Source organism: Achromobacter sp. ACM04 (assembly GCF_014851465.1).
In the GTDB taxonomy this organism is placed as follows: domain Bacteria; phylum Pseudomonadota; class Gammaproteobacteria; order Burkholderiales; family Burkholderiaceae_B; genus Achromobacter; species Achromobacter aegrifaciens.
In genome coordinates this window covers 206,957-232,774 of record NZ_JACUZS010000004.1, presented here as the reverse complement: position 1 = coordinate 232,774, position 25,818 = coordinate 206,957, and the positions used below count along the sequence as shown (strand labels likewise).

Annotated in this window: 20 protein-coding genes; 12 read left to right on the top strand and 8 right to left on the bottom strand. The window is 66.9% G+C overall.

Annotated features, from left to right (window positions below):
* Positions 1-4: 4 nt before the first annotated feature.
* From IB259_RS22975 to ppc, 6 genes are all read right to left on the bottom strand, one after another.
* Positions 5-1,345 carry a short-chain fatty acid transporter gene (locus tag IB259_RS22975; protein WP_054459429.1) on the bottom strand — a complete coding sequence of 447 codons (1,341 nt, stop codon included), beginning with the start codon at positions 1,343-1,345 and terminating at the stop codon, positions 5-7.
* A gap of 180 nt (positions 1,346-1,525) precedes the next feature.
* Positions 1,526-2,461: a 3-hydroxyacyl-CoA dehydrogenase family protein gene (locus tag IB259_RS22970; protein ID WP_054459431.1), complete on the bottom strand. Its 936-nt coding sequence runs from the start codon at positions 2,459-2,461 to the stop codon at positions 1,526-1,528.
* A gap of 279 nt (positions 2,462-2,740) precedes the next feature.
* Positions 2,741-5,200, bottom strand: a complete 2,460-nt coding sequence (locus IB259_RS22965) for a TonB-dependent siderophore receptor (protein ID WP_175160900.1) — start codon at positions 5,198-5,200, stop codon at positions 2,741-2,743.
* A gap of 120 nt (positions 5,201-5,320) precedes the next feature.
* Complete coding sequence (locus tag IB259_RS22960; RefSeq protein ID WP_054459435.1) at positions 5,321-6,322, bottom strand: FecR domain-containing protein; 1,002 nt, start codon at positions 6,320-6,322, stop codon at positions 5,321-5,323.
* A gap of 6 nt (positions 6,323-6,328) precedes the next feature.
* On the bottom strand, positions 6,329-6,850 hold the full coding sequence (locus tag IB259_RS22955) for a sigma-70 family RNA polymerase sigma factor (RefSeq protein ID WP_054459437.1): 522 nt from the start codon (positions 6,848-6,850) through the stop codon (positions 6,329-6,331).
* Positions 6,851-6,946: 96 nt separating this feature from the next.
* Complete coding sequence (gene ppc / locus IB259_RS22950) at positions 6,947-9,796, bottom strand: phosphoenolpyruvate carboxylase (RefSeq protein ID WP_054459439.1); 2,850 nt, start codon at positions 9,794-9,796, stop codon at positions 6,947-6,949.
* A 222-nt stretch (positions 9,797-10,018) separates the two neighbouring features.
* On the opposite strand from ppc, the gene queC reads away from it, so the two are divergent.
* On the top strand, positions 10,019-10,738 hold the full coding sequence (gene queC / locus IB259_RS22945) for a 7-cyano-7-deazaguanine synthase QueC (protein ID WP_054459441.1): 720 nt from the start codon (positions 10,019-10,021) through the stop codon (positions 10,736-10,738).
* Between the two features lie 33 nt (positions 10,739-10,771).
* Here queC and IB259_RS22940 read toward each other — a convergent pair whose 3' ends face one another.
* Positions 10,772-11,962 carry an MFS transporter gene (locus IB259_RS22940; protein ID WP_119450274.1) on the bottom strand — a complete coding sequence of 397 codons (1,191 nt, stop codon included), beginning with the start codon at positions 11,960-11,962 and terminating at the stop codon, positions 10,772-10,774.
* Positions 11,959-12,504 carry a GNAT family N-acetyltransferase gene (locus IB259_RS22935; protein ID WP_054459444.1) on the bottom strand — a complete coding sequence of 182 codons (546 nt, stop codon included), beginning with the start codon at positions 12,502-12,504 and terminating at the stop codon, positions 11,959-11,961. The genes IB259_RS22940 and IB259_RS22935 overlap by 4 nt, the downstream gene beginning before the upstream one ends.
* Before the next feature lie 113 nt (positions 12,505-12,617).
* Here IB259_RS22935 and IB259_RS22930 point away from each other — a divergent pair, with 113 nt between their 5' ends.
* The 11 genes from IB259_RS22930 to IB259_RS22880 all read left to right on the top strand — a co-directional run bounded on the left by IB259_RS22930 (position 12,618) and on the right by IB259_RS22880 (position 25,809).
* Positions 12,618-13,508: a LysR family transcriptional regulator gene (locus tag IB259_RS22930; RefSeq protein WP_125470455.1), complete on the top strand. Its 891-nt coding sequence runs from the start codon at positions 12,618-12,620 to the stop codon at positions 13,506-13,508.
* 64 nt (positions 13,509-13,572) lie between these two features.
* Positions 13,573-14,388: a helix-turn-helix domain-containing protein gene (locus tag IB259_RS22925; RefSeq protein ID WP_175160906.1), complete on the top strand. Its 816-nt coding sequence runs from the start codon at positions 13,573-13,575 to the stop codon at positions 14,386-14,388.
* A 107-nt stretch (positions 14,389-14,495) separates the two neighbouring features.
* The gene (ilvD, locus tag IB259_RS22920; protein WP_054459450.1) at positions 14,496-16,364 is read left to right on the top strand and encodes a dihydroxy-acid dehydratase; all 1,869 of its coding nucleotides are present in this window, start codon (positions 14,496-14,498) and stop codon (positions 16,362-16,364) included.
* 636 nt (positions 16,365-17,000) lie between these two features.
* A complete protein-coding gene (locus IB259_RS22915; protein WP_054458914.1) occupies positions 17,001-19,352 on the top strand; it encodes a bifunctional salicylyl-CoA 5-hydroxylase/oxidoreductase in 2,352 nt (783 codons plus the stop codon).
* A complete protein-coding gene (locus IB259_RS22910; RefSeq protein ID WP_054458915.1) occupies positions 19,349-20,140 on the top strand; it encodes an SDR family NAD(P)-dependent oxidoreductase in 792 nt (263 codons plus the stop codon). The genes IB259_RS22915 and IB259_RS22910 overlap by 4 nt, the downstream gene beginning before the upstream one ends.
* 41 nt (positions 20,141-20,181) lie before the next feature.
* On the top strand, positions 20,182-21,039 hold the full coding sequence (locus tag IB259_RS22905) for an enoyl-CoA hydratase family protein (RefSeq protein WP_042796271.1): 858 nt from the start codon (positions 20,182-20,184) through the stop codon (positions 21,037-21,039).
* Between the two features lie 2 nt (positions 21,040-21,041).
* Positions 21,042-22,211, top strand: a complete 1,170-nt coding sequence (locus IB259_RS22900; protein WP_054458917.1) for an acyl-CoA dehydrogenase family protein — start codon at positions 21,042-21,044, stop codon at positions 22,209-22,211.
* Between the two features lie 62 nt (positions 22,212-22,273).
* Complete coding sequence (locus IB259_RS22895) at positions 22,274-23,914, top strand: AMP-binding protein (protein ID WP_192330176.1); 1,641 nt, start codon at positions 22,274-22,276, stop codon at positions 23,912-23,914.
* 20 nt (positions 23,915-23,934) lie between these two features.
* On the top strand, positions 23,935-24,360 hold the full coding sequence (locus IB259_RS22890) for a thioesterase family protein (RefSeq protein ID WP_013391343.1): 426 nt from the start codon (positions 23,935-23,937) through the stop codon (positions 24,358-24,360).
* Between the two features lie 42 nt (positions 24,361-24,402).
* Positions 24,403-24,810: a RidA family protein gene (locus IB259_RS22885; protein ID WP_042796274.1), complete on the top strand. Its 408-nt coding sequence runs from the start codon at positions 24,403-24,405 to the stop codon at positions 24,808-24,810.
* 117 nt (positions 24,811-24,927) lie between these two features.
* Positions 24,928-25,809, top strand: coding sequence for a LysR family transcriptional regulator (locus IB259_RS22880; RefSeq protein ID WP_175160912.1), 882 nt, complete (start codon positions 24,928-24,930; stop codon positions 25,807-25,809).
* Positions 25,810-25,818: the final 9 nt, after the last annotated feature.

Genomic DNA, 25,818 nt, shown 5'->3' with positions numbered 1-25,818 from the left:
CCGGTCAGTGGGTCAGATAACCCCAAAGGAGGACGGCGGTGATGTGGATCACGCCGACCCACAGCATCATGATGACGGTATAGCCCATCACGTCGCGCAGCTTGAGCTTGGACAGCGCCAGCGCGGGCAGGATCCAGAAGGGCTGCACCAGGTCGTTCCAGGCGTTGCCCAGCATGACGGCCATGGTGGTCTGGTTCAGCGCGCTGCCGATTTCCTTGGCGGCGTCGATCATGAACGGACCCTGGATGACCCAGTGGCCGCCGGCCGAAGGCGCAAAGAAGTTGATGACGAACGAGCTGATCAGGCCCCAGAACGGCAGCGACTCGGGCGTGGCCACGTCGACGAACACTTGCGAGATCGTGGTGACCAGGCCGGAGGCGGCCATGATGGCCATGATGCCGGCGTAGAAGGGGTACTGCAGGATGATGCCGGAGATCGTCTTGATGCCTTCGGTCAGCTTGGCCACGTAGGCGGCCGGCGTGCCCAGCAGGATGATGCCCAGGAACAGGATGATGAAGTTGATCAGGTTCAGGTCCAGCGAACCGCCGTCCATGAAGTGGAAGGTCACGTAGGCGATGCCCAGCGCGCCGATCAGCAGGCTCAGGATGCGGCTGTTGTTCAGCTTGGAGGCGATGGTGCCTTTTTCCAGCATGTCTTCGGCGGCGCTGGACGTGTTGGCGTCGCGGTCGATGGCCGGGTCCACTTCAACGATCTTCTCGCCCTTCTTGGGGTGCAGCCAGGCGTTGAGCAGCGGCAGCGTCACGATGATCACCAGGCTGGTGATCAGCATCGGCACCGAGAAAATGGTTTCCGACAGCGGGATGGTGCCCATCTGCTTGGCGGTGGGGTGATTGGGGGTGGCGACCAGCACGGGGATGCTGGCCGACAGGCCCAGGCCGTACATGGTGAAGCCGCTGTAGGCCGCGGCGATGATCAGCGGATAGTGCACGCCCTTGACCTTCAGCGCCAGCTTCTTGGCGACGATGCCGCCGATGACCAGGCCGAAGCCCCAGTTCAGGTAGCTGCCGATGCCGCCGACCAGCGTCGCCACGATGATGGCGGTATGCGGCTTGTGCACGTGGCTGACGATGCGGTTGAGCATGCGGTCGGTGAGCGGCGCCGTGGCCAGCACGTAGCCCATCGCCAGGATCACGGCCATCTGGGTCGTGAAGGCCAGGAGGCTCCAGAAGCCGTTGCCCCAGGCGCGCGTGATGTCGCCGATGCCCTTGCCCTCGACGCCCATGGCCAGCAGCACGGTGAGCAGGGTCAGCGCGATCGCGAAGACGAAGGGGTCGGGCAGATACTTGCGCATCAGCTCCGTAAAGAATGAAGCCAGTTTATTCATGGTGCCTCCTACAAACTCCGGTAAGGCTAAGTTTTCTCGCGTCTTGCGCCGCCCGGCGCCGGGTGTCGGCGGGGGCGGGTGGGACGATTGCTTTCTTTGTGTGGTTGGGCTTGTGGCCCGCTGGCGCTGGTGGCGGGATGCCCCGCGCCTTATGTAGTGAATGCTTTGCTTGCGCGGCCGTCAGGAGCCGCTGGCCTTGCCGTTGAGCCAGTCAGCCAGTTCGCCTAGCGCGGCGCTTTTCTCGCGCAGCACGCGCTCGCGGCGTTCGGGGCTCCAGGTGTAGAAGCCCTGGCCGCTCTTGGCGCCGATCTGGCCGCTTTCGACCTTGCTCTTCAGGAGTTCGGAAGGTTCGGTGCGGTTTTCCAGGTCTTTGTAGAGATAGCTGGCGATCGCGTAGTGCACGTCGATGCCGTTCATGTCGCGCTGTTCCAGCGGTCCCGACAGGGCCAGGCGGATGCCCAGGCTCCACTTGACCACTTCGTCGATGTCCTCGGCGCTGGCCACGCCTTTCTCCAGCAGCGAGATGGCCTCGCGTGCCAGGGCGTGCTGGATGCGGTTGGCGATGAAGCCGGGGATGTCCTGGCGCACCAGCACCGGACGCTTGCCGGCGTAGCGCAGCGTGGCCATCACCCGGGCGACCGTGTCCTCGGAGGTGCCGTCGTTGCGCACCACTTCCACCAGCGGAATCACGTCGGCAGGCGTAAAGAAATGGGTGCCCACGAAACGGTCGCGGCGCACTACCGCGCTGGCGATGGCGTTGATGGACAGGCCGGAGGTGTTGGTGGCGAAGAGGGTGTGCGCGGGGCACAGGGAATCGAGCTTGGCGAAGATGCCGCGCTTGAGCTCCAGGTTCTCGGGCACGGCCTCGATCACCAGGTCGCTGTTGCAGGCCGCTTCCAGCCCCGGTGCGACTTGAATGCGCTGCATCGCTTCCTGGACGTTGCCCGGGGCATAGACATTCAACTGGCGGTCTATGGTCTGCAGCGCGCGGTCCAGCGCGCCTTCCATCGGGTCGATCAGGACGACGTTCAATCCCTTCGAGGCGAACAGCGCGGCGATGCCGCTGCCCATGGCGCCTGCGCCGACGATGGCGAGATTCTTGAGGGGAGTATCCATGATGGTTCGCTCGGTGCTGACACGCCGGGCTTGCGGGCGGGCACGTGCGGAACCAGGATGCTTTCTGTCTCTTCCGGGTGTGCCTTCCTGTGCGCCTGGCCAGAAAAATCTTTATGTTCTATATACGAACATTTGTGCGTATATAGAATTTCTGAAAGAGATAGTACTAAAAGTCGCGGGGGGCGGACAAATGGGGGATTTTGGGTGTCCGGCTGGTGGACGGTGCGCAGGCAGGGGACGCCGGCCCGCGCTCTGGCGCGAGCGCGGGCCGGCCTGACCTCACCAGCGGTAGGTGGCGGTGCCGATCACCCGGCGCGGTTCGCCGTAGAAGCAGCCGTAGGTGCAACTGCCGATATAGGTCTTGTCGGTCAGGTTGGACGCGTTCAGCGCGAACTTCCATGGCCCCGTCGCGTAGCTGATCATGGCGTCGAACAAGGTGAAGGATGGCACCTCCACCGGCATGCCGTGCGCCATGCCGCGGGTGCTGCCCACATAGCGCAGGCCAGCGCCGATTCTCAAGCCAGGCAGGCCGAAGTCGCCGAAACCATAGTCGCCCCATAGCGAGAACTGGTTGTAGGGGACCGAGCTCAGGCGCTTGCCTTCCTCGTCGGGTTGCAGGGGGCTGGCCTTGAGCGTGCGCGCGTCGGTGTAGGCGTAGGCGGCGATCAGGTTGGCATTGCGGCCGATGCGGGTGCGCGCCTCCAGTTCCAGGCCGCGGGTCCGCGCCTCGCCGGCCTGTATCTGATAGGACGTGTCCAAGGGGTCGGTCACGGTCATGTTCTTGCGGGTCAGTTGGTAGACCGCCGCCGACAGCATGGTGTCCGAGCCGGCGGGCTGGTAGCGCAGCCCGGCTTCGTACTGCTGGCCGGTGGTGGGCTGGAAGCGGCTGCCCTGGCGGTCCTGGCCGCTGGTAGGCTCGAATGACTCGCTATAGCTGAGGAACGGCGCCAGCCCGTTGTCGGCCAGGTAGACCAGGCCGGCGCGGCCGGTGAAGGCCTTGCTCTTTTCGCCGTCCGCATATTTTTCGTCGGTGAAGAAGTTGTGCTCGTCGACCGTGACCCAATCCTGTCGTCCGCCCAGCAGGACGACCCATTTGTCGGCGATCTTGATCTGGTCCTGAACGTAGATGCCCAGGCGCTTCATGTCGGTGACGGAGGAGGACCCGGGGAACGGCGCGACGGGGCCTAGCGGCATGCCATACACAGGATCGTAGAGGTCGATGTTGTTGTTGCTGCGGATATAGCGTTCGGTTTCGTGTTTGGGCAGCGAGTAATCGATGCCCGCCAACAGCGTGTGGCGCACCATGCCGCTGCCCACCTCGTATTGCAAGGACGTATCGGAGATCAGGGCGGAGGAGCGATCCCAGCGTGGCATGGCGCCGCGATCGGCGGTCCAGCGCTGGTCGGGCGCGAGCTGCCAGATGTCGGTGGAGTGATAGGTGCTGTCCGCATGGAAATAGCGCGCACTGTTGCGCAGCTTAAGCTGGCTGTTGAAGGCGTGTTCGAACAGATAGCCGATCGAATAGCGTTCCATGTTGAACTTGTCGAAACCAGGCTCGCCGGTAAAACGATTGCGTGGGATCCGGCCGTTGACGTTGGGGAGCACCGTGCCTTGCGCCGGCAGGCCATAAACGTAGACGGTGTGGTCCTTCTGGTATTCCGCAAGCAGGGTCAGCGAGGTGGCGGCGCTTGGCTGCCACGTGATGGCAGGCGCGATGTAGGTCCGATCGTCAGGAACATGGTCGATGAACGTATCGCTCTCGCGCAGCAAGGCGGTCAATCGGTACGACCACTTGCCATCTTCATCGAGCGCGCCGCCGAAATCGCCGGAGATCTGCTTGCGGCTGTAGTTGCCCGCTTCAACGTTCAGTTCGCGCAGCGGCTCCACGGTGGGGCGTTTGCTGACCGTATTGATGATGCCGCCGGGCGACGCGGAGCCGTAGAGGACGGAGGATGCGCCCTTGAGGAACTCGATGCGCTCCAGCCCATACACCTCCTGCCGCCCGTTGTAGATGTTCACGGTGTACAGCATGCCGTCGCGGTAGTAGTTGCCCAGGTTGCTGCGGAAGCCCCGCAGGAACAGGCTGTCAGACGTGCGGTCCATGCCTTCAGCGCGGCTGACGCCCGCCACGTAGCCCAGCGCATCTTGAATGCTCTGCGATTTCAGGGTGTCGATTTCCTCCGCGCCCACGACCGAGATCGATTGCGGCGTTTCGATGATGGGCGTGTCGGTGCGGGTGCCGGTCGCGCTGAGCCGGGCCGCGTAGCCATGCAGGGGGCCGGTGGCGGTCTCCGCGGCCTGCGCGGTGACGGTCACGGCTTCGAGAGTGGTGGCGTCGTGGTGCGACGCCGGCGCGGGGCGCAGCGTGTAGCTGCCGTTGCTTTCCGGCAGGGCTTGCAGGCCTTGACCGCGCAGCAATTCACCGAAGCCTTCGCGCACCGAATAGCTGCCTGACAGGCCGTTGCTGCGCTTTCCATGCAGCAGCGCGGCGTCCATGCTCAGTTCTACGCCGGCCGCGCTGGCGTAGGCATTGAGCACCTGGCTCAGCGGGCCGCCGGCGATGTCGTAGCTGCGCCTGGTCTCGACGCTCTGCGCCTGCGCGGTGGCGGTCGCGCCAGGGATGACGCAGAACGCCACGCTGAGAAACAGCGCCAGGCGCATCAGGCGGGGAATCGCGGGGCGGAGCGCTGGCGTGGCTGGCGCGTGGGAATGGGACCTGGGCTGCGGGTGACGGGACATTGGGTGATGCCTTGCGGTTCGTGCTGGAGATGAAAGGGGGTCACCCTATATCCCGAGCAAGAACGCCGAATCCGCAATTGCCGCCTCGAAAAGTTTGTAACGGCGACAGCCGATTGGCCGTCATTGCGCTGCCTGCACTGTCACCCAGTAGCGCGTCCGGTAGCTCACCGCCACCGGCAGAGCCCGCGTGAGGTTGTCCAGCGCCCGGTCCGTGTTGCGTACGGAAAAGACGCCGCTCACCAGCAGGCCCGCAACCTCGGGATCGCAGCGCAGCAGGCCTGGCCGGTAGCGGGCCAGTTCTGCCAGGAATTCGTCCAGGCGCATGGCATCGGCCACCAATACCCCGCGGCTCCAGGCCGCCGCGCTTTCCTGCGCAGGACTAGGTGCCGCGGCCCCGCCTGACGAAAAGCGCGAACCCTGGCCGGCTTGAAGCAGGACTGCCTGTTCCGGTGCGCCGAGGGGACGGATTTCCACGGCGCCTTCGAACACGGCCACGCGGGAGGTTTCGGTATCGTCCCTGACCGAGAATCGGGTGCCCAGGGCCTGGATGGAGCCGTGGCGGCTGCGCACCCGGAACGGCCGGGCCATGGCTGCGAGATCTGGCGCGGTTGCTACCAGGATTTCTCCGGCGTGCAGCACCACCACGCGTTCGTCCGCGGTGAACCTGAGGTCGATGGCGGTCGCGGTGGACAGCGTCACGCTGGACCCATCCGGCAGGGTGATGGTCCGGATCTCGCCAGTGCCGCTGCGGTAGTCGGCCGTTGCGGTTTGCCAGGAGTCGGTGCCGCGCAGGACGTAGCCCACGCCCACGATGGTTGCGCCCAGCCCCAGCAGGCTGATCGCGCGGCGCCGCGAGACGCCAGCCGGGCGTTTGCGCAGAGCGTGGCTGGCGGCCTGCGGCGATACGCTGCCGAGCTTGTCCTCGAATTCCAGCAGCCGTTGCCAGGCCAGTTCATGGTCGGCATGTTGCGCGCGCCAGCGGGCGCAGTCGGACTGGTCGGTGGGGTTGACGTCTTCCGACCACAAGCGCGCCATCCATTCGGCTGCCCGCTGCACGATGGCGGGGTCGATGGCCCGATTCAAGCCCTGGGGATTTGACGGAATGCCGGGCGTGGCGGACATGCCCGGTCAGCCGCCAGGGGGCGCGTGCAGGGCCTGGTAGCAGGCCAGCAGCGCGGAAGCCACGTATTTCTCCACCGACGACACCGACACGGCCAGCCGCGACGCGATGTCGCGGTAGCTCAAACCGTCCAGTTTGCGCAGCAGCAGCGCCTCGCGCGCCTTGGCTGGCAGGCTCTGCAGCACGGCGTCGATCTCGACCAGGGCTTGTACCGCCATGGCGCGGGCTTCTTCCGACGGCGCATGCGCCTGCGGCAGACCGGCGAGGGCTTCGAGATAGGCGGCCTCGATCTGGCGGCGGCGGTAGAGGTCGATCACCAGGCCGCGGGCGACCTGCGCCAGATGCTGGCGCGACTGGTGCGGTTCGGGCAGCCGGCCAGTGTGCAGGATGCGCAGATAGGTGTCGTGCGCCAGATCCGCCGCGTCGAACGCATTGCCCAGCCTTCGACGCAGCCAGCTTCTCAGCCAGCTGTGATGATCGGCATACAGGCCTTCGATGCCCTGCTGCGCTGCGGATTGGTTGGTCGACATGCGGGCCCCTGCAACGCGCGAAGGCGGCAAAAATGGCGCGGGTAAAGGATGAGAATCAGACTCATTCTATACCGCGCGCCATTTCACCAGCAATCGCTAGCCCGAGTTGCGCAGCCCCGCCGCAATCCCGTTGATCGTCAGGTGGATGGCGCGCTGCACGCGCTTGTCGACCTCGGCCTCGGGATGCTTCTGCGCCGCGCGGTGGCGGCGGATCAGGTCGATCTGCAGGTAGTTGAGCGGATCGATGTAGGCGAAGCGCTCGCGCAACGACGCCTGCAGCGTGGGGTTGTCGGCCAGCAGTTCGCGCTGGGTCAGCAGCTTGAGCATGGCCAGCGTGCGGCCGTGCTCGGCGCTGATGGCGCCGAAGATGCGTTCGCGCACGCCGCGCTGCGGCACCAGCTGCGCGTAGCGCGCGGCGATCGCCAGGTCGGACTTGGCCAGCACCATTTCCATGTTGGACAGTAGCGTGCGGAAGGCGGGCCAGTCGCGCGCCATTTCGCGCAGCTGGGCCAGGCGGCCGCGGCGCGAGCGGGGCGCGTCGGGGGCGCCGGTTTCCAGATAGGCCTCGATGGCCGACCCCATGCCGTACCAGCCGGTCAGCATCAGGCGGCATTGCGCCCAGGAAAAGCCCCAGGGGATGGCGCGCAGGTCTTCGATGCGCTGGCCTTTCTTGCGCGAGGCGGGACGCGAGCCGATGTTCAGGCCTGCGATTTCGCTGATGGGCGTGGCGGCGAAGAAGTAATCGGCAAAGCGCGGGGTGTCGTAGACCAGGCCGCGGTAGGTGCGCTGCGCGGTTTCGGACATGAAGGACATGGCCGGGCCGTGCTGGGCCATGTGCGCGTCTTCCGCGCTGGTGGCTTCGGCGCGCGGCGCCAGGCTGGATTCCAGCGTGGCCGCGACCAGCAGTTCCAGGTGCCAGCGGCCGACCTCGGCGTCCTTGTACTTGCTCTGGATGACTTCGCCCTGTTCGGTCAGGCGGATCTGGCCGGCCACGGTCCCCGGGGGCTGTGCCAGGATGGCGTCGAAGCTGGAGCCGCCGCCGCGGCCTACCGAACCGCCACGGCCATGGAACAGGCGCAGCCGCACGTTGCGGGCCGAGAACACGTCGACCAGCGCGCGCTCGGCCTGGTAGAGCGACCAGTTGGACGTGAGGAAGCCGCCGTCCTTGTTGCTGTCCGAATAGCCCAGCATGACTTCCTGCGCGCCGTTCTGCGCCAGCTTCACGCGCTGGCGGATTTCGGGCAGGTCCAGCCAGGCAGCCATGATCTCGGCGCCGCGCTGCAAGTCGGGAATGGTCTCGAACAGCGGCACGACCATCAGGCCGTCCTCGGGCTGGATCTCCTGGCCCGCCGGGGCGATGAGGCCGGCTTCCTTTTGCAGCACCATGACTTCCAGCAGGTCGCTCAGCGTTTCGGTGTGCGACACGATGGTCTGGCGCACGGCCTGCTTGCCGTAGCGCGCGCGGCCGGCGGCGGCGGCGCGCAGCACCGCCAGTTCGCGCGTGGTGTCTTCGCTATAGGCGATCCAGGGCGAGGCCAGCGGACGGGCCTGCGCCAGTTCGGCGCGCAGCAGTTCGACGCGTTGCTCTTCGGTGAGCGCCAGGTAGTCCAGCGGCTTGCCGTCGCGTTGCGTGCCGGCGAGGGTGAACAGCTCGGCCAGCGCGCGCTCGTGCACGTCGGAACTCTGGCGCAGGTCCACCGTGGCCAGATGAAAGCCGAATACTTCCACGGCCTGCTGCAAGCCGGCCAGGCGCAGCTTGGCGATGGGCGAGCCATGGTGGGCGGCCAGCGACGCGGCGATCACGGCCAGATCGGCGGACAGCTCTTGCGGACCTTCGTAGGGGGCTGCCGCGACGGTGCTGCGCCGCGCCAGGTCCTGGCCCGTCAGGCGCTGCGCGGTGGCGGCCAGGCGGGCGTACACGCCGACCAGCGCGCGGCGATAGGGCTCATCGCGGCGGTGGGGCGAATCGTCGCCGCTGGCGTCGGCCAGGGCCAGCAGTTCGGCATCCACGCCAATCAGCAAGGTGGTGACGGACAGCTCCGCGCCCAGCGCATGGACCTCTTGCAGATAGTGTTCGAACAGCACGGTGGCCTGGCGCAGCAGCGCGCGTTCCAGGGTGCTGGCATCCACGTTGGGGTTGCCGTCGCGGTCGCCGCCGATCCAGCTGCCCATGCGCAGGAAGGGCTCCAGCGGCGCGGGCGGAGCGGCGAAGGGCTTGGCGGACTCGCGGCTCAGCAGCTTGGACAGGTCGCCGTACACGCGCGGAATGACTTGCAGGAAGGTGCTGCGGTAGTACGACAGCGCGTTCTCGATTTCGTCGGCCACCGTGAGGCGCGTGTAGCGCAGCATGCGGGTCTGCCACAGTGTGGCGACGCGGCCGAGGAGGGAGGCGTCCAGGTCGGCCAGCTCTTCCGGCGTGAGCGTGCCTTCGCGCTGCGTCAGCGCGCCGGCGATCTCGCGGTGCACGTCCAGCGTGCTCTTGCGCTGCACTTCGGTGGGGTGCGCGGTCAGCACCGGCATGACGCAGGCTTCGGCCAGCAGCCGGCGGATGCGGGCTACGCCCACGCCCTGGCGGCCCAGGGTCTGCACCGCGTCCCGCAGGCTGCCGCGCTCGGGCGCGCCGCTGGCGATGGCGCGGGCGCGCTGGCGGCGATTCTGGTCGCGGTCTTCGGCGATATTGGAAAGGTGCAGGAAGTAGCTGAAGGCGCGCGCCACCGAGTTGGGGTCGCTGCCTTGCAGGCGCTTGACGCGCTGCTCCAGCAATTTGCCGTCGGCGTCGTTGCCTTCGCGGCGGAACTTTACGGCCGTGCGGCGCAGGGTTTCGATGGTGTCGAAGACGCGTTTGCCCTCACATTCCTCGATGACGGTGCCCAGTAATCGGCCTAATAGCCGGATATCGTGACGCAAGGGTTCTGCTGAATCGGACTGCGGGCGCATGGCATTCATCTGGCGGGGATCCGTCGAGGCTGCTGAGAGAGGGGAAGGGGTAGGAAAGAAGAGGCGTTGCAGGTAAACCGGGAAAGAGAATCTGGAAGATTTTACGCAGACTTTTTACGCCAGCCGCCGGCGTCGGTTTAAAGTCCGCCAGCAGCATGTTTACACTAAAGGCAGGCCGTCACCTGTGCGTACAAGCCTTCAGTCCCTTCGTCTTTCCAGAAGCCCCCATTTATGCAAAATCATCAACGTCGCGCGCTCGTGCTGTTTTCGGGCGGCCAGGATTCCACTACTTGCCTGGCCTGGGCGCTGGACCGCTACGCCCATGTGGAAACCGTGGCGTTCGACTACGGGCAGCGCCACCACATTGAACTGACTGCGCGGCTGAACGTGCTGCGCGAGATCCGCAGCAATTTCCCCGACTGGGCGCCGCGCCTGGGCGAGGATCATCTGCTGGACCTGAAGGTGCTGGGCCAGGTGGGCGATACCGCCATGACCAGCGACCGCGCCATCGAAATGCAGGCCAACGGCCTGCCCAACACTTTCGTGCCTGGGCGCAACCTGCTGTTCCTGACGCTGGCCGCCGCGCTGGGCTACCGCCGTCAGCTGGACGTGCTGGTGGGCGGCATGTGCGAAACCGATTTTTCCGGCTATCCGGATTGCCGCGACGACACCATCAAGGCGCAGCAGGTGGCGCTGGGCCTGGGCTTGGGCTCGCGGGTCACGATCGAGACGCCGCTGATGTGGATCGACAAGTCCGAGACCTGGGCGCTGGCGCATCGGCTGGGCGGCGACGCGCTGGTGGAAACCATCGTCGAGGAAAGCCACACCTGCTATCTGGGCGAGCGCGGCGCGCGCCACGACTGGGGCTACGGCTGCGGCGAGTGTCCCGCCTGCAAGCTGCGCAAGATCGGTTGGGAAAAATGGGTGGTGGCCTCCGCCGCCGAGGGTTGAGACGCCGGCCGCCGCCATCGCGCGGCGGGCGCTTCAGGCAAACGCCGCGCGCGTCCTGGCGATGAACTTCCACCGCAGCGCGAACGCTGCCGCACCGATAGCCGCGGCCAAGCCCACCGACAGCGCCATCGCGCCGCGTGCGCCGTAGCTGTCCACGATGTAGGCATAGGCGACCGGAGAGGCGGCGGTGACCAGGAAGCTGGGGATCAGCAATGAACCCACCAGCGTGCCATAGCTGCGGAAATCGAAGAGCGCCAGCGGCAGGGTGCCGCGGGTGATGGTCAAGAGGCCATTGCAGGCGCCATAAAGCAGCGCGTAGGCGGCGGTGGCATAGAGGTTGCCGCCGGACAGCAGCGCCAGCAGGAAGCACAGGGGCAGCAGCGCGCCGACCGCCAGCGTCAATGTCAGCGGATGCAGGCGCGAGCCCAACGCCACGTCGGCCAGACGGGCCGCGAACTGGCCGACGCCCCACAGTGCCGCGACGCTGACCGCGGCGGCCGCGGCCAAGCCCAGGCCCGACAGCAATGAAATCAGATGGGCCGCGTTGCCCGCCGCCAGAAAGTTGGTCAGCATGGCGACCAACGCGTACAGTCCGCCCGCCAGGCGGCGCTCGGCGGCGTTGCGGGTGAGGCCGGCGGGCGCCTTGTCCTTGCCGCCGGGGGCCGCTGCATAGCGTGCACGCGGCAGCGCCAGGTAAAGCGGCACCGTGGCCAGCGCCAAACCGGCATAGGCCAGCGCCGCGCCGCGCCAGCCCAGCCAGCCCGACAGCGCATGGCCTACCGGCCACATCACCGTGGACGCGAGTCCGCCGAACAACGTGATCTGCGACATGGGCCGGCGCGCCAAGGGGCCGGCCGCGCGCGCCAGCGAGGCGAAAGCCGCGTCGTACAGGCTCAGCCGCATGCCAACGCCCAGCACGGCCCAGGACAGGAAGTACCAAGGTATGGCGTGCGCGATCGACAGGCCCGCGCAGCCCAGCGCGCCCAGTAGCGCGCCCAGCGGCATGACGCGATGGCCGCCCCAGCGGTCCACGGCCATGCCGGCCAGCGGAGACACCAGGGCCATCACCACGATGGCCGCCGAAAAACCGCCGTAGACGGTGGCGGCGTTCCAGCCCAGGTCGGCGGCCATTGCGGGTCCCAGGGCGCCGATCAAGTAGTACGTCACGCCCCAGCCGACCAGTTGCGTCAGCCCCAGGCAGACGATGGCGCGCGGCGCAATCACGGCCGTTGCGGCGGCGTGGCGTCGCCTTCGCCCAGCGCGCGCTGCATCAGCACCGTGTCGCGCCATTCGCCATGCTTGTGGCCCACCGAACGCAGGGTGCCGGCGGGATGGAAGCCCTGGCTGGCGTGCAGCGCCAGCGATGCGGCGTTGCGGCTGTCGCCCACGACGGCCAGCATCTGGCGCCAGCCGGCGGCGGTGCAGCGCTCGATCAGCTCGGCCAGCAGCTTGCCGCCGATGCCCAGGCCGGAGCGGCCCGCCTTTACGTACACCGAATCTTCGACCGTGTGGCGGTAGGCCGGGCGCGGGCGGTAAGGCGTGACGTAGGCGTAGCCCACGACCTCACCGTTGATCTCGGCCACCAGATAGGGCATTTCCTTTTCCAGTACGGCGCCGCGGCGCTGGCGCATTTCCTGGATGGACGGAGGCTCCAGCTCGAACGAGGCGGTGCCGTGCTGTACATGGTGGGCGTAGATGGTCTTGATGGCGGGAAGATCGGCTTCCGCGCTGTCGCGGATGAGGACGGTGGGGCGGGGGGACGACATGGGCGGGCCGTGAGCAGGAAAGGAAAACAGAAGCCGCCAGTGTCGCGCAAGCTTATTTATTAATAAAGCTTTGGTCCATTATGATTTGTATAAGTAAAACTTTGGATTCAACGATGCGTGGCCTTAACCTGGATCACCTGCGCACCTTTGCGCAGGTGATCGAACTGGGCAGTTTTTCCGCCGCTGCGGAGCGGGGCGGCGTGACGCAGCCCGCCGTCAGCCTGCAGATCCGCCAGTTGGAGCGGCGCTTCGGCCTGAAGCTGGTGGAACGCATCGGCCGCCGCGCCGGCCCGACAGCGGCCGGGCTGGAGCTGCTGTCGCACGTGCGCGTCATCGACGCGGCGCTGGCGCAGGCCGAACTTGCCATGACCGCGCATGCGTCGCAGGTGTCCGGCCGTATCCGGCTGGGCACGGGCGCCACCGCCTGCACCTATCTGCTGCCGCCGATCCTGGCGGACCTGCGGCGGCGCTTTCCGGCATTGGATATCGTGGCCAGCACCGGCAATACGGCGGACATGCTGCGCGGGCTGGAGAACAACACGCTCGATATCGGCCTGGTCACCTTGCCCGCGCCGGGACGCATGTTCCAGGTCACGCCGGTGCTGGATGACGAGTTCGTGGCGATCTTTCCCGCCCGCGATCCGGCCGCCATACCCGCGGCCGCCACGCCGCAGGCGCTGGCGCAGCTGCCGCTGGTGCTGTTCGAACCGGGCGCGCGCACCCGCCGCCTGGTGGACGACTGGTTCGAGGAAGCCGGGCTGGCCGCCAAGCCCGTGATGGAGCTGGGCAGCACCGAGGCCATGAAGGAGATCGTCGCCGCGGGCCTGGGTTGCGCGATCCTGCCCAGGCTGGCGGTGTCGGGCGCGGGCCAGCGCCAGGCGCTGGAGGTGCGCTCGCTGGCGCCGCGCCTGTCGCGCAGCCTGGCCATCGTGCTGCGAAGGGACAAGCCGCTCAGCCGGGGGTTGCGGCATCTGCAGGACTCGCTGCTGGCGTTGCGAGGGTGAACCCAAGGACGTGGGTACACTGGCGCAGACCATTCCACGCCACTTGAATCACAATCATCGCAAAATGGACAAGCCTGCTGCCCGCAAGCCCTATAAGCCCGCAGAGCTGGACCTGTTTCCTTATGAGTCCTCGCGGCGTCCGGTGGCCGGATTGGCGGTGGATTACGAAGACGGCCACCGCGTGCGCCGCCACCGGCACCGCCGCGCCCAGTTGCTGTACGCCATCTCCGGGGTCATGGTGGTGGATACCGACGCCGGGATCTGGGTGGTGCCGCCCACGCGCGGCGTCTGGGTGCCGGCCTGGGTGTCGCACGGCCTGCGCATGAGTGGCGAGCCGCGCATGCGCACCGTGTTTGTGGAGCCGGGCGCGGCCGCGCACTTGCCGTCCAGCTGCTGTGTGTTGTCGATTTCCCCTTTGTTGCGCGAGCTGATGGTCGCGGCGGCCGAGGTGCCGCTGGACTGGGCGCCCGACACGCGCGACGGCCGGCTGATGATGTTGCTGCTGGACGAATTGCGCCAGGAGCCGGTGCTGCCGCTGCACCTGCCGCAGCCTTCCGAACCCCGCCTGGCGCGCATTTGCCGCGCCATCGTGCGCCACCCGGAACGCCAGGACGGCGCGGCCGACTGGGGGCGCGCGCTGGGAGTGGACCCGAAGACGGTGCACCGGCTGTTCCTGCGGCACACCGGCATGACCTTTGGCCGGTGGCGCCAGCAGGCGCGGCTCCTGGCGGCAATGGAGCGGCTGGCGCGCGGCGAACGTGTGCTGGAGGTGGCGCTGGACCTGGGGTACGAAAGCCCCAGCGCTTTCGCGGCCATGTTCCGCAAGGCCGTGGGCGAGCCGCCCAGCGCCTTCGCGGCCCGCGGCATGGCGTCCGCCTGATGGCCGCGGCTGCGTCCCGGGGGCGGCCGACGGGCGAGGGCGGCCCGAACCAGCGTATTATTTAACGTTTTGCCGCCTACGCTAACAGCTACAGCCAGAGACAAACCATGCCGCACTACCGCTCCCGCACCTCGACCCACGGCCGCAACATGGCCGGCGCCCGCGCCCTGTGGCGCGCCACCGGCATGAAGGACGGCGACTTCGGCAAGCCGATCATCGCGGTAGTGAACTCGTTCACGCAGTTCGTGCCGGGCCACGTGCACCTGCGCGACCTGGGCGCGCTGGTCGCCAAGGAAATCGAGGCCGCAGGCGGCGTCGCCAAGGAATTCAACACCATTGCCGTGGACGACGGCATCGCCATGGGCCACGGCGGCATGCTGTATTCGCTGCCCTCGCGCGAACTGATCGCCGACTCGGTCGAATACATGGTCAACGCGCACTGCGCCGACGCCATGGTCTGCATCTCGAACTGCGACAAGATCACCCCGGGGATGCTGATGGCCGCGATGCGCCTGAACATCCCGGTCGTGTTCGTGTCGGGCGGTCCGATGGAAGCGGGCAAGGTCAAGTCGCCCACCGACGGCAAGGTCATCGCCAAGATCGACCTGATCGACGCCATGATCAAGGCCGCCGACCCCAAGGTGTCGGATGCGGAAGTGGCGGAAGTCGAACGCAGCGCCTGCCCGACCTGCGGCTCCTGTTCCGGCATGTTCACCGCCAACTCGATGAACTGTCTGACCGAAGCCATCGGCCTGGCGCTGCCGGGCAACGGCACGATCGTTGCCACGCACGCCTGGCGCAAGGGTCTGTTCGAACAGGCCGGCCGCCTGGTGGTGGACCTGTGCCGTCGTTACTACCAGGAAGAGGACGCGTCGGTCCTGCCGCGCAGCATCGCCACCAAGAGCGCGTTCCAGAACGCGATGGCGCTGGACGTGGCCATGGGCGGCTCGACCAACACCGTGTTGCACTTGCTGGCCGCGGCGCAGGAAGCTGGCGTGGACTTCACCATGGCCGACATCGACCGCATTTCGCGCAAGGTGCCGTGCCTGTGCAAGGCGGCGCCCGCCACCGACAAATACCACATCGAAGACGTGCACCGCGCTGGCGGCATCCTGGGCATCCTGGGTGAACTGGCGCGCGCGGACCTGCTCGATCTGTCCTGCGGCAACGTGCACAGCGGCACGCTGGGCAATGCGATCAAGCAATGGGACGTGGCCGGCGGCGCTGGCGAAGAGGCGCAGAAGTTCTATAGGGCGGCTCCGGGCGGCATTCCGACCACGGTGGCGTTCAGCCAGGACGCTACCTTCCTGACGCTGGATACGGACCGCAAGACGGGCTGCATCCGCAGCAAGGAAAGCGCCTATTCGAAGGACGGCGGCCTGGCCGTGCTTTACGGCAACCTGGCTGAAAAGGGCTGCATCGTGAAGACGGCGGGCGTGGACGAGTCGCAATGGGTCTTTACCGGCCGTGCGCGCGTTTTCGAAAGCCAGGACGATGCAGTGGAAGGCATTCTGGGCGACAAGATCGTCCCGGGCGACGTGGTGGTGATCCGCTACGAAGGCCCGAAGGGCGGTCCGGGCATGCAGGAAATGCTGTACCCGACGTCGTACTTGAAGTCCAAGGGCTTGGGCAAGACCTGCGCGCTGTTTACCGATGGCCGTTTCTCTGGCGGTTCGTCGGGTCTGGTGATCGGCCATGCTTCGCCGGAAGCGGCGGAAGGCGGCACGATCGGCCTGGTGGAAGAGGGCGACGTGATCGAGATCGATATCCCGAACCGCAAGATGCATCTGGCGGTGTCCGACGAGGAACTGGCGCGCCGCCGGGCGGCGATGGATGCTCGTGCCGATGGCTGGGAGCCGGTCGGTCGCGAACGTGTCGTGTCGCAGGCGCTGCAAGCGTATGCGGCGTTGGCGACTTCGGCGGATCGCGGGGCTGTGCGGGATTTGTCGCAGCTGAAGCAGAAGGGCAAGCGTTGATTTTGCCTGCTGGCGGGTAAGAGGGCGGCGCTTTTTAGCGCCGCTTTTTTTTTGGCGTCTGATGAGTGCTGGTTGGTGTTGACGTCGTGCGTGCGTGCGGGTGCGGGTGCCGGTGCCGGTGCCGTAGTGCTTCGTAGGCCGCCCGTCGGCGCCGGCGCGTGGGAGGCGAGCGCCCACGATTGCGGTCCGGAGCCTTCGCTCCGGACTGCCCCTTCGTCATCTTCGTCCAGGCCTTCGGCCTTCCCTTCAGATTCCCTCGGGCGCATCGAGGTTGCTCGCCTCCCACGCGCCGGCGCCGACGGGCTGCTTGAGTCTTGGTTTGTGGCGCTGCTGCGTCCGTGGTCGGGGGCGGGGCTTGTGTTGCCCGTCATTGTCGGCCGCGCAGGCGGCCGACAATGACATACGTGATTGCTTTCATTGCTATTGTGTTCGCTGGCGCGAATGCGGTGGGGCGGGGTGGTGGTGGGGCGGCAAGCGCGTCCCTATTTAGGTCCAAAGTATCTAGATACTTTCCCCATTTGCGCCTCGGGACCTTCAGGTATATATTTCAAGCCTAAACTATCCAGGTTTAAATATCTGCGGCCGCCAGCTCCAGGAATTCAGAGCGGATGTCGCTTACCACGGAGCGCTACGGCAATGAAAATAGTCTGCATCGGCGGGGGCCCCGCCGGCCTGTATTTCGGTCTGCTCATGAAGCTGCAAGACCCCGCCAACGAAGTCACCGTGATCGAGCGCAACCGCCCTTACGACACCTTCGGCTGGGGGGTGGTGTTCTCCGACGCCACCATGCAGAACCTGCGTGAAGCCGACCCCGTTTCCGCCCAGACCATCGGCGACGCCTTCAACCACTGGGACGACATCGACATCAACTTCAAGGGCCGCAGCATCCGCAGCGGCGGCCACGGCTTCATCGGCATCGGCCGCAAGAAGCTGCTGAACATCCTGCAGGCGCGCTGCGAGGACGTGGGCGTGAAGCTGGTGTTCGAACAGTTCATCCAGGACGACCAGGCCATCGCCCGCGAATACGACGCCGACCTGGTCATCGCCTCGGACGGCATCAACAGCCAGGTCCGTACCCGCTACGCCGACACTTTCCATCCGGACATCGACCAGCGCCGCTGCCGCTTCGTGTGGCTGGGCACCAAGAAGGTGTTCGATGCCTTCACCTTCGCCTTCGTCCAGACCGAGCACGGCTGGTTCCAGGCGCACGCCTACCGCTACGAAGATGGCATGTCCACGTTCATTGTGGAGACGCCCGAGGAAACCTGGCAGGCCGCCGGCATCGAGCAAATGAGCCAGGAAGAGGGCATCGCCTACTGCGAAAAGCTGTTCGCGCCCTGGCTGGATGGCAATCCGCTGATCAGCAACGCCACGCACCTGCGCGGCTCGGCCATCTGGATCCGCTTCCCGCGCGTCATCTGCAATACCTGGGTGCACTGGAACAAGCTCGACACCGCCCGCGGCGAGCGCCGCGTGCCGGTGGTGCTGATGGGCGACGCCGCCCACACCGCCCACTTCTCGATCGGCTCCGGCACCAAGCTGGCCCTGGAAGACGCGATCGAGCTGGCGCGCTGCCTGAGCGGCGCGGAAGGCAGCGTGGAAGCCGGCCTGAAGCACTACGAGGAAGTGCGCAGCGTCGAAGTGCTGAAGATCCAGAACGCCGCTCGCAACTCCACCGAATGGTTCGAGAACGTCGAGCGCTATGCCGACCTGGAGCCTGAGCAGTTCGCCTATTCGCTCCTGACCCGCTCGCAGCGGATTTCGCATGAAAACCTGCGCCTGCGCGACCCCGCCTGGCTGGAAGGCTTCGAGCGCTGGATCGCGGAACGCGCCGGCGCTGCCGCCGCGCCGGGCCAGCGGCCTGCGATCCCGATGCTGACGCCCTATCAGGCGCGCGGCGTGCGGCTGAAGAACCGCATCCTGGTGTCGCCGATGGCCATGTATTCGTGCACCGATGGCGTGCCGGGCGATTTCCACCTGGTGCACCTGGGCGCGCGCGCCATGGGCGGCGCGGGCCTCGTCATGGTCGAGATGACCTGCGTGTCGCCGGACGGCCGCATCACCCCGGGCTGCCCGGGCCTCTGGAACGACGAGCAGCGCGACGCGTTCGCCCGTATCGTCGGCTTCGTGCATGGCAATAGCGATGCCCGCATCGGCCTGCAGCTGGGCCACGCCGGCCGCAAGGGTTCCACGCAGCTGGGCTGGCAGAAGATCGATCATCCGCTGGCCGAAGGCAACTGGCCGCTCTTGTCGGCGTCGGCCCTGCCTTACATCGAAGGCGTGTCGCAGACGCCGCGCGCCATGACGCGCGCCGACATGGACGATGTGCGCGACAACTTCGTGGCCGCCGCCCGCCGCGCCGAGCAGGCTGGCTTCGATTGGCTGGAGCTGCACTGCGCGCACGGCTACCTGCTGTCCAGCTTCATCTCGCCGCTCACGAACCACCGCAGCGACGAATACGGCGGCAGCCTGGAGAACCGCCTGCGCTTCCCGCTGGAGGTGTTCCATGCCGTGCGCGCGGTATGGCCCGAGAACAAGCCCATGTCGGTGCGGATCTCCGCCAGCGACTGGGTGGAAGGCGGCATCACGGCCGATGACGCGGTGGAGATCGCGCGCCACTTCAAGGCAGCCGGCGCCGACATGATCGACTGCTCGTCCGGCCAGGTCAGCAAGGAAGAAAAGCCGGTCTACGGCCGCATGTTCCAGACCCCGTTCGCGGACCGCGTGCGCAACGAGGCGGGCATTCCGACGATCGCGGTGGGCGCCATCTTCGAGGCCGACCACGCCAACGGCATCATCGCCTCGGGTCGCGCCGACCTTTGCGCGCTGGCGCGTCCCCATTTGGCTGACGCCTCCTGGACGCTACGCGAAGCGGCGCGAGTGGGCTACCGTGATGTTTCGTGGCCGAGCCAGTACTTCGCCGGCAAGCGCCAACTGGAAACCAACTTCGAACGCGCCGCCGCCATGGCGCAACTGGATATCAAATGAACGCAACTCCGCTCCCGCTGGCCGGACGCCACGCCCTGGTGACGGGCGGCGCCCGCGGCATCGGGCTGGCCTGCGCCCGGGCGCTCTTGCAGCGCGGCGCGCGCGTCACGCTGCTGGGCCGCGATGGTGCGGCCCTGGACGCCGCGGCAGACAGCCTGGCCAGCCTGGGTCAGGTGCAGGCCGTCAGCGCCGACATCGCCAACGAAGCCTCGGTGCGGGCGGCCTTCGCCCAGGCCGAGGCCGAGTTCGGCCCCGTGCTGGTGCTGGTGAACAACGCCGGCCAGGCCGTCAGCCAGCGATTTGACCGTACCGACGCGGCGCTGTGGCAGTCCATGCTGGACGTCAACCTGACGGGGACCTTCCACTGCATCCAGGCCGCGTTGCCCGGCATGCTGCAGGAAAAATGGGGCCGGGTAATCAACGTGGCCAGCACGGCCGGCCTGATCGGCTACGGCTATGTCAGTGCCTATTGCGCGGCCAAGCACGGCGTGATCGGCCTGACCCGCTCGCTGGCGCTGGAAACCGCGCAAAAGGGCGTCACGGTCAACGCCGTGTGCCCCGGCTACACCGAAACCGACATCGTGCGCGGCGCGGTGTCGAACATCGTCGAGAAGACCGGCATGACGCCGGACGCCGCGCGCGCCAAGCTGGCCGAGCGCAACCCCCAGGGCCGCCTGGTGCAGCCCGAGGAAGTGGCCGAGACGGTCGCCTGGCTGGCCCTGCCGGCCTCGGCCTCGGTCAATGGCCAGGCCATCGCCGTCGACGGCGGCGAAGTGATGACCGGCTGAAGCCGGCGCCCCATCCACCCCAATTCACGAACGGAGACACCATGAGCACCCAGCCCGAAGAGCACACCATGAAACACCACAAGCGTCCGTTTGCCGGCTACCAGGCCAAGACGTTCCTGTGGCAGGTGTCGGCCGACGGCAAGATCGGCACGGTGACGCTGAATCGCCCCGAGCGCAAGAACCCGCTGACGTTCGACTCCTACGCCGAGCTGCGCGATCTGTTCCGCGCGCTGGTGTACGCCACTGACATCAAGGTCGTGGTGGTGACGGGCGCGGGCGGCAACTTTTGCTCGGGCGGCGACGTGCACGAGATCATCGGTCCGCTGACCAAGATGAGCATGCCCGAGCTGCTGGACTTCACCCGCATGACGGGCGATCTGGTCAAGGCCATGCGCGCTTGCCCGCAGCCCATCGTGGCGGCGGTCGACGGCATCTGCGCCGGCGCGGGCGCGATGGTGGCGCTGGCCTCTGACATGCGCCTGGGCACGCCCGCCGCGCGCACCGCCTTCCTGTTCACGCGCGTCGGCCTGGCCGGCGCCGACATGGGCGCCTGCACCTTGTTGCCGCGCATGATCGGCCAGGGCCGCGCGTCCGAACTGCTCTACACGGGCCGCGCCATGACGGCGGAAGAAGGCGCCAGCTGGGGCTTTTTCAATGCCCTGCATGAACCCGGCGCGCTGGCCGATGCCGCGCAGACGCTGGCCGCGCAGCTGGCCGCGGGCCCGACCTTCGCCCACGGCGTGACCAAGAAGCTGCTGCACCAGGAATGGAACATGGGCGTGGACGAGGCCATCGAGGCCGAAGCCGAGGCCCAGGCCATCTGCATGCAGACGCGCGACTTCCGCCGCGCCTACGAGGCCTTCGTGGCCAAGCAAAAACCGGTGTTCCAAGGGGACTGAGCATGCGCGACGCAAGCTGGCTGGATTGGCCTTTTTTCGACGATGCGCACCGCAAGCTGGCGCACGAGGTCGACGCCTGGTGCGAGGCGTCCCTGGGGGACGTGGATCACCATGACGCCGACGGCGCCTGCAAGAAGCTGGTGCGCGCTATGGGCGAGGCCGGCTGGCTGCGCTACGCGGTCGCGGGCGGCCCTGGCGGCGCCTGGGGCGGCGCGCTGCCGGAAGTGGATTCCCGCGCCGTGTGCATTCTGCGCGAAACCCTGGCGCGCCACGAAGGGCTGGCCGATTTCGCCTTCGCCATGCAGGGGCTGGGCAGCGGCGCGATTTCGCTGATGGGCTCGGACGAACTGCGCCAACGCTATCTGCCGCGCGTGGCTCGCGGCGAGGCCATCGCGGCGTTCGCGCTGTCGGAACCCGACGCCGGCTCCGACGTGGCCGCGCTGGCCTGCGAAGCCAGGCTGGAAGGCGACCACTACGTGCTGAATGGCGCCAAGACCTGGATTTCCAACGGCGGCATCGCGGATTTCTATTGCGTGTTCGCGCGCACCGGCGAAGCCCCCGGCGCGCGCGGCATCAGCGCCTTCGTGGTGGATGCCGACACGCCGGGCTTCGAGGTCAGCGAACGCATCGACCTGATCGCGCCGCACCCGCTGGCGACCATCACGTTCGACAACTGCCGCATTCCAGCATCGCACCGGCTGGGCGACGCTGGCCAGGGCTTCAAGCTGGCCATGATGACGCTGGACATCTTCCGCGCCTCGGTGGCGGCTGCCGCGCTGGGTTTTGCGCGCCGCGCGCTGGACGAAGGGCTGGCGCGTTCCAAGTCGCGCCGCATGTTCGGCCAGACGCTGTCGGACCTGCAACTGACGCAGGCCGCGCTGGGCGACATGGCGACCGCCATCGACGCGTCTGCGCTCCTGACCTACCGCGCGGCCTGGATGCGCGACGTGCTGAAGCAGCGCACCACGCGCGAAGCGGCCATGGCCAAGATGACGGCCACGGAATCGGCGCAGACCGTGATCGACCGCGCACTGCAGATGTTCGGCGGCGCGGGCGTGGTGTCGGGGATGCCGGTGGAGAAGCTTTACAGGGAAATAAGAGCGCTGCGGATCTACGAAGGCGCGACAGAAGTGCAGAAGTTGATCATTGCCCGTGAACTGCTGAAGGCGTAAGGCAGCCATCGAGCTCCGTCGTCCCGGCACAGCAACTACACCGCAATAGCAAGGGGAATTCCATGGAAGCATCCGCCCACATCGACACTTTCGCCCGGGACAATCTGCCCCCGGGCGAACAATGGCCAGAGTTCCTGCTCGACGGCCCCGACGTGGCCTATCCGAAACGCTTCAATTGCGCGGTCGAACTGGTGGACGCCATGGTCGAGCGCGGCCATGGCGAGCGCGTCGCGCTGCGCTGGAGCCAGGACGGCAAGCAGGCCACGATGAATTACCGCGAGCTGGCCGCGCTGACCAATCGCATCGCCCGGGTGCTGGCCGAAGACATGGGGCTGGTGCCGGGCAACCGCCTGCTGCTGCGCGGGCCGAACAATCCCATGATGGCCGCCTCGTGGCTGGCAGCGATCAAGGCCGGTCTGGTGACGGTGCCGACGATGCCGCTGTTGCGCGCCAAGGAACTCAAGCAGATCATCGACAAGGCGCAGATCCAGGCCGTGTTGTGCGATGCCCGCCTGAAGGACGAGGCGGAGTTCTGCACCCAGCCCAGCCATGAGCATCATTGCCCCGGCCTGACGAAGGTCATGTACTTCAACGACAAGGCGCCCGATGCGCTGGATGCGTTGGCGGCGGCCAAGCCGGACGATTTCAAGGCCTGCGATACGGCGGCGGACGACGTGTGCCTGATCGCCTTCACCAGCGGCACCACGGGCGCGCCCAAGGGCTGCATGCACTTCCACCGCGATGTGCTGGCGATGTGCGACCTGTTCCCCAAGCACGTCATCAAGCCGGGTCCGGACGACATCTTCTGCGGCACGCCGCCGCTGGCCTTCACCTTCGGCCTGGGCGGCCTGTTGTGCTTCCCGCTGCGCGTGGGCGCGAGCACGGTGCTGGCCGAGAAACTGTCGCCGGAAAGCCTGCTGCAGCTGATCCAGGATTTCCGCGCCACCATCGTGTTTACGGCGCCCACGTTCTACCGCCAGATGGCGGCGCTGGTGGGCAAGTTCGACCTGTCGTCGCTGAAGAAGAGCGTGTCGGCGGGCGAGGCGCTGCCGGACGCGACGCGCCAACTCTGGAAAAAGGCCAGCGGCATCGAGATGATCGACGGCATCGGCGGCACGGAAATGATCCACGTGTTCGTGTCGAGCCCGCCGGAGTCGGTCAAGGCCGGCGCCATCGGTCGGGTGGTGCCGGGCTATGTGGCGCAGATCGTCGATGACGACATGAATCCCGTGCCCAACGGCACGGTGGGCCGCCTGGCGATCAAGGGGCCGACCGGCTGCCGCTATCTGGCGGACGAACGCCAGCGGCGCTTCGTGCAGAACGGCTGGAACCTGCCGGGCGATACGTTCCTGCAGGATGACGACGGCTACTTCTTCTATCAGGCGCGCAATGACGACATGATTGTTTCGGCCGGCTACAACATTGCCGGCCCCGAGGTCGAGGACGCGTTGCTGCGCCACGAAGCCGTGGCGGAGTGCGGCGTGGTGGGCGCGGCGGACGACGAGCGCGGCCAGGTGGTCAAGGCTTTCGTGGTGCTCAAGCCGGGCTATGAGGCCGGCAGCGAGCTGGTCGCGGCGCTGCAGCAGTTCGTGAAGGCCAATATCGCGCCCTACAAGTATCCCCGTGCCATCGAGTTTGTCGATGCGCTGCCGCGCACCGAAACCGGCAAGCTGCAGCGCTTTGCGCTGCGCAAGATGGCCTGAACCGGCAACAAGGAAATTCCATGGCAGCCCCTTTCATCAGCCAGGTCGAAGTCCGCTTCCGTCATTGCGATCCGGCGGGCATTGTTTTCTACCCTCGCTATTTCGAGATGATCAACGACTTTGTCGAGGAGTGGTTCGACAAGGGCATGGGGTTGCCGTTTCATGCGCTGCACGTGGAGCGGCACATCGGCACGCCGATGGCGTCGGTGCAGTGCGATTTCAGCGCGCCCAGCCGCTGGCACGAGCGTTTGCGCCAGGTGCTGGAAGTACAGCGCATCGGCGGCGCGTCGTTCAAGGCGCTGGTGCGTTTCGAGGGGCCGGATGGCCAGTTGCGCTTGTCGGCGACGCTGACGATCGTGACGGTGGATTTGCGGACGATGAAGTCCATGCCGCTGCCTGCGGATCTGCGGGAACGCATGCAGGCTTATCTGGTTCCCGCGGCGTAAGCGGCGGGGATCGTTTGCTTTTCTTAAATATAGGATGACGTTATGAAGATTCTGCAACCGCCGGATTGGATGGCGCCCCGGGGCTATTCGAATGGCGTGCTCACCGAGATGCAGGTGGGCAGCAAGCTCGTATTTGTGGGCGGACAGGTGGGGTGGAATGGCCAGCAGCAGTTCGAGACCGACGATCTGGCGGAGCAGGTGCGCCAGACGCTGGCGAACATTGTTGCGATTCTGGCCGAAGGCGGCGCCAAGCCTGAGCATATCGTCCGGATGACGTGGTACGTGACGGACAAGAACGAGTACGTGGCGGCGTATCCGGCCATCGGCAAGCACTACCGCGAGTACATCGGCCGGCATTTCCCGGCGATGACGGCCGTGGAGGTCGCGGACCTGGTCGAGGACCGCGCCAAGGTGGAGATTGAGGTTACTGCCGTGGTGCCGGCGCAGTAACCGCCGGTTGCTCCTGAGCGCCGAGGGCCGGCTGTCGTCCGGCCTTCGGCGTTTTTTTGCAGGCTCTGCGTGCTGTGGGCTCTATACAATCGACCCATAAACCAAGGAGCCAGCCTCATGTCCCTGAACTCTGACGCGGTACGCCTGTTCCTGGGTGTGGTGGATGCCGGCTCCCTCAGCGCCGCCGCCGAGCTGCTGGGCCACACGGCGTCGGGCGTCAGCCGCGGCCTGTCGCGGCTCGAGGAAGACCTCGGTGTCATCCTGATCAACCGCACCACCCGGCGCATGGAGCTGACCGAGGAGGGCAAGCACTTCCTGCCCAAGGCCCGGCACATCGTCGCGTCGCTGGACGAAGCCGAGGACTGCATGCGCATGGTGCATCAGCGCCCGGCCGGCCGCTTGCGGGTGGACGCGTCGGTGCCCGTCATGCTGCATTGCGTGGTGCCGCTGGTGGCGGAGTTCCGGCGGGAATACCCGGCGATCGCGCTCGAACTCACCAGCAACGACCGCATCGTGGATCTCATGGAGCATCGCACCGACGTGGCGCTGCGCATGGGACCGCTGACGGATTCCACCCTGCATGCGCGCACGCTGCGGCCGTCGCCCCGCTGGGTGATGGCCAGCCCGGATTACGTGGCCCGGCGCGGCGCGCCGCAGACGGTGGAGGACCTGGCGACGCATGAAGTGCTGGGTTTCACCCAGCCTGAAAGCCTGAACGTCTGGCCCTTGCGCCACGCTGGCGGGTCCAGCTATCTGGCGGTGCCGACGCTGGCGACGTCCAGCGGCGAGACGCAGCGGCAACTGGCGGTGCGCGGCGTGGGCATCGCCTGCCTGTCCGATTTCGTGGTGCGCGAGGACGTCAAGGCCGGCCGGCTGGTGAAGCTGATGGAAGACGTGCACACGGACTATCTACAGCCCATGCACGCGGTGTATCACCGCAACACGCAGCTCTCGCGGCGCATCGCCTGTTTCCTGGATTTCTTCGCGGCGCGGATCTGAACCCGCGCC

What these genes read in the sequence shown, in the direction of transcription:
- IB259_RS22915 (WP_054458914.1), top strand. Translation starts at nt 17,001, where the DNA reads ATGAAAATAGTCTGCATCGGCGGGGGCCCCGCCGGCCTGTATTTCGGT.
- IB259_RS22975 (WP_054459429.1), bottom strand. Translation starts at nt 1,345, where the DNA reads ATGAATAAACTGGCTTCATTCTTTACGGAGCTGATGCGCAAGTATCTG.
- queC (WP_054459441.1), top strand. Translation starts at nt 10,019, where the DNA reads ATGCAAAATCATCAACGTCGCGCGCTCGTGCTGTTTTCGGGCGGCCAG.
- IB259_RS22895 (WP_192330176.1), top strand. Translation starts at nt 22,274, where the DNA reads ATGGAAGCATCCGCCCACATCGACACTTTCGCCCGGGACAATCTGCCC.
- IB259_RS22935 (WP_054459444.1), bottom strand. Translation starts at nt 12,504, where the DNA reads ATGTCGTCCCCCCGCCCCACCGTCCTCATCCGCGACAGCGCGGAAGCC.
- IB259_RS22955 (WP_054459437.1), bottom strand. Translation starts at nt 6,850, where the DNA reads ATGTCGACCAACCAATCCGCAGCGCAGCAGGGCATCGAAGGCCTGTAT.
- IB259_RS22965 (WP_175160900.1), bottom strand. Translation starts at nt 5,200, where the DNA reads ATGTCCCGTCACCCGCAGCCCAGGTCCCATTCCCACGCGCCAGCCACG.
- ilvD (WP_054459450.1), top strand. Translation starts at nt 14,496, where the DNA reads ATGCCGCACTACCGCTCCCGCACCTCGACCCACGGCCGCAACATGGCC.
- IB259_RS22905 (WP_042796271.1), top strand. Translation starts at nt 20,182, where the DNA reads ATGAGCACCCAGCCCGAAGAGCACACCATGAAACACCACAAGCGTCCG.
- IB259_RS22900 (WP_054458917.1), top strand. Translation starts at nt 21,042, where the DNA reads ATGCGCGACGCAAGCTGGCTGGATTGGCCTTTTTTCGACGATGCGCAC.
- ppc (WP_054459439.1), bottom strand. Translation starts at nt 9,796, where the DNA reads ATGAATGCCATGCGCCCGCAGTCCGATTCAGCAGAACCCTTGCGTCAC.
- IB259_RS22960 (WP_054459435.1), bottom strand. Translation starts at nt 6,322, where the DNA reads ATGTCCGCCACGCCCGGCATTCCGTCAAATCCCCAGGGCTTGAATCGG.
- IB259_RS22885 (WP_042796274.1), top strand. Translation starts at nt 24,403, where the DNA reads ATGAAGATTCTGCAACCGCCGGATTGGATGGCGCCCCGGGGCTATTCG.
- IB259_RS22925 (WP_175160906.1), top strand. Translation starts at nt 13,573, where the DNA reads ATGGACAAGCCTGCTGCCCGCAAGCCCTATAAGCCCGCAGAGCTGGAC.
- IB259_RS22880 (WP_175160912.1), top strand. Translation starts at nt 24,928, where the DNA reads ATGTCCCTGAACTCTGACGCGGTACGCCTGTTCCTGGGTGTGGTGGAT.
- IB259_RS22970 (WP_054459431.1), bottom strand. Translation starts at nt 2,461, where the DNA reads ATGGATACTCCCCTCAAGAATCTCGCCATCGTCGGCGCAGGCGCCATG.
- IB259_RS22890 (WP_013391343.1), top strand. Translation starts at nt 23,935, where the DNA reads ATGGCAGCCCCTTTCATCAGCCAGGTCGAAGTCCGCTTCCGTCATTGC.
- IB259_RS22910 (WP_054458915.1), top strand. Translation starts at nt 19,349, where the DNA reads ATGAACGCAACTCCGCTCCCGCTGGCCGGACGCCACGCCCTGGTGACG.
- IB259_RS22930 (WP_125470455.1), top strand. Translation starts at nt 12,618, where the DNA reads ATGCGTGGCCTTAACCTGGATCACCTGCGCACCTTTGCGCAGGTGATC.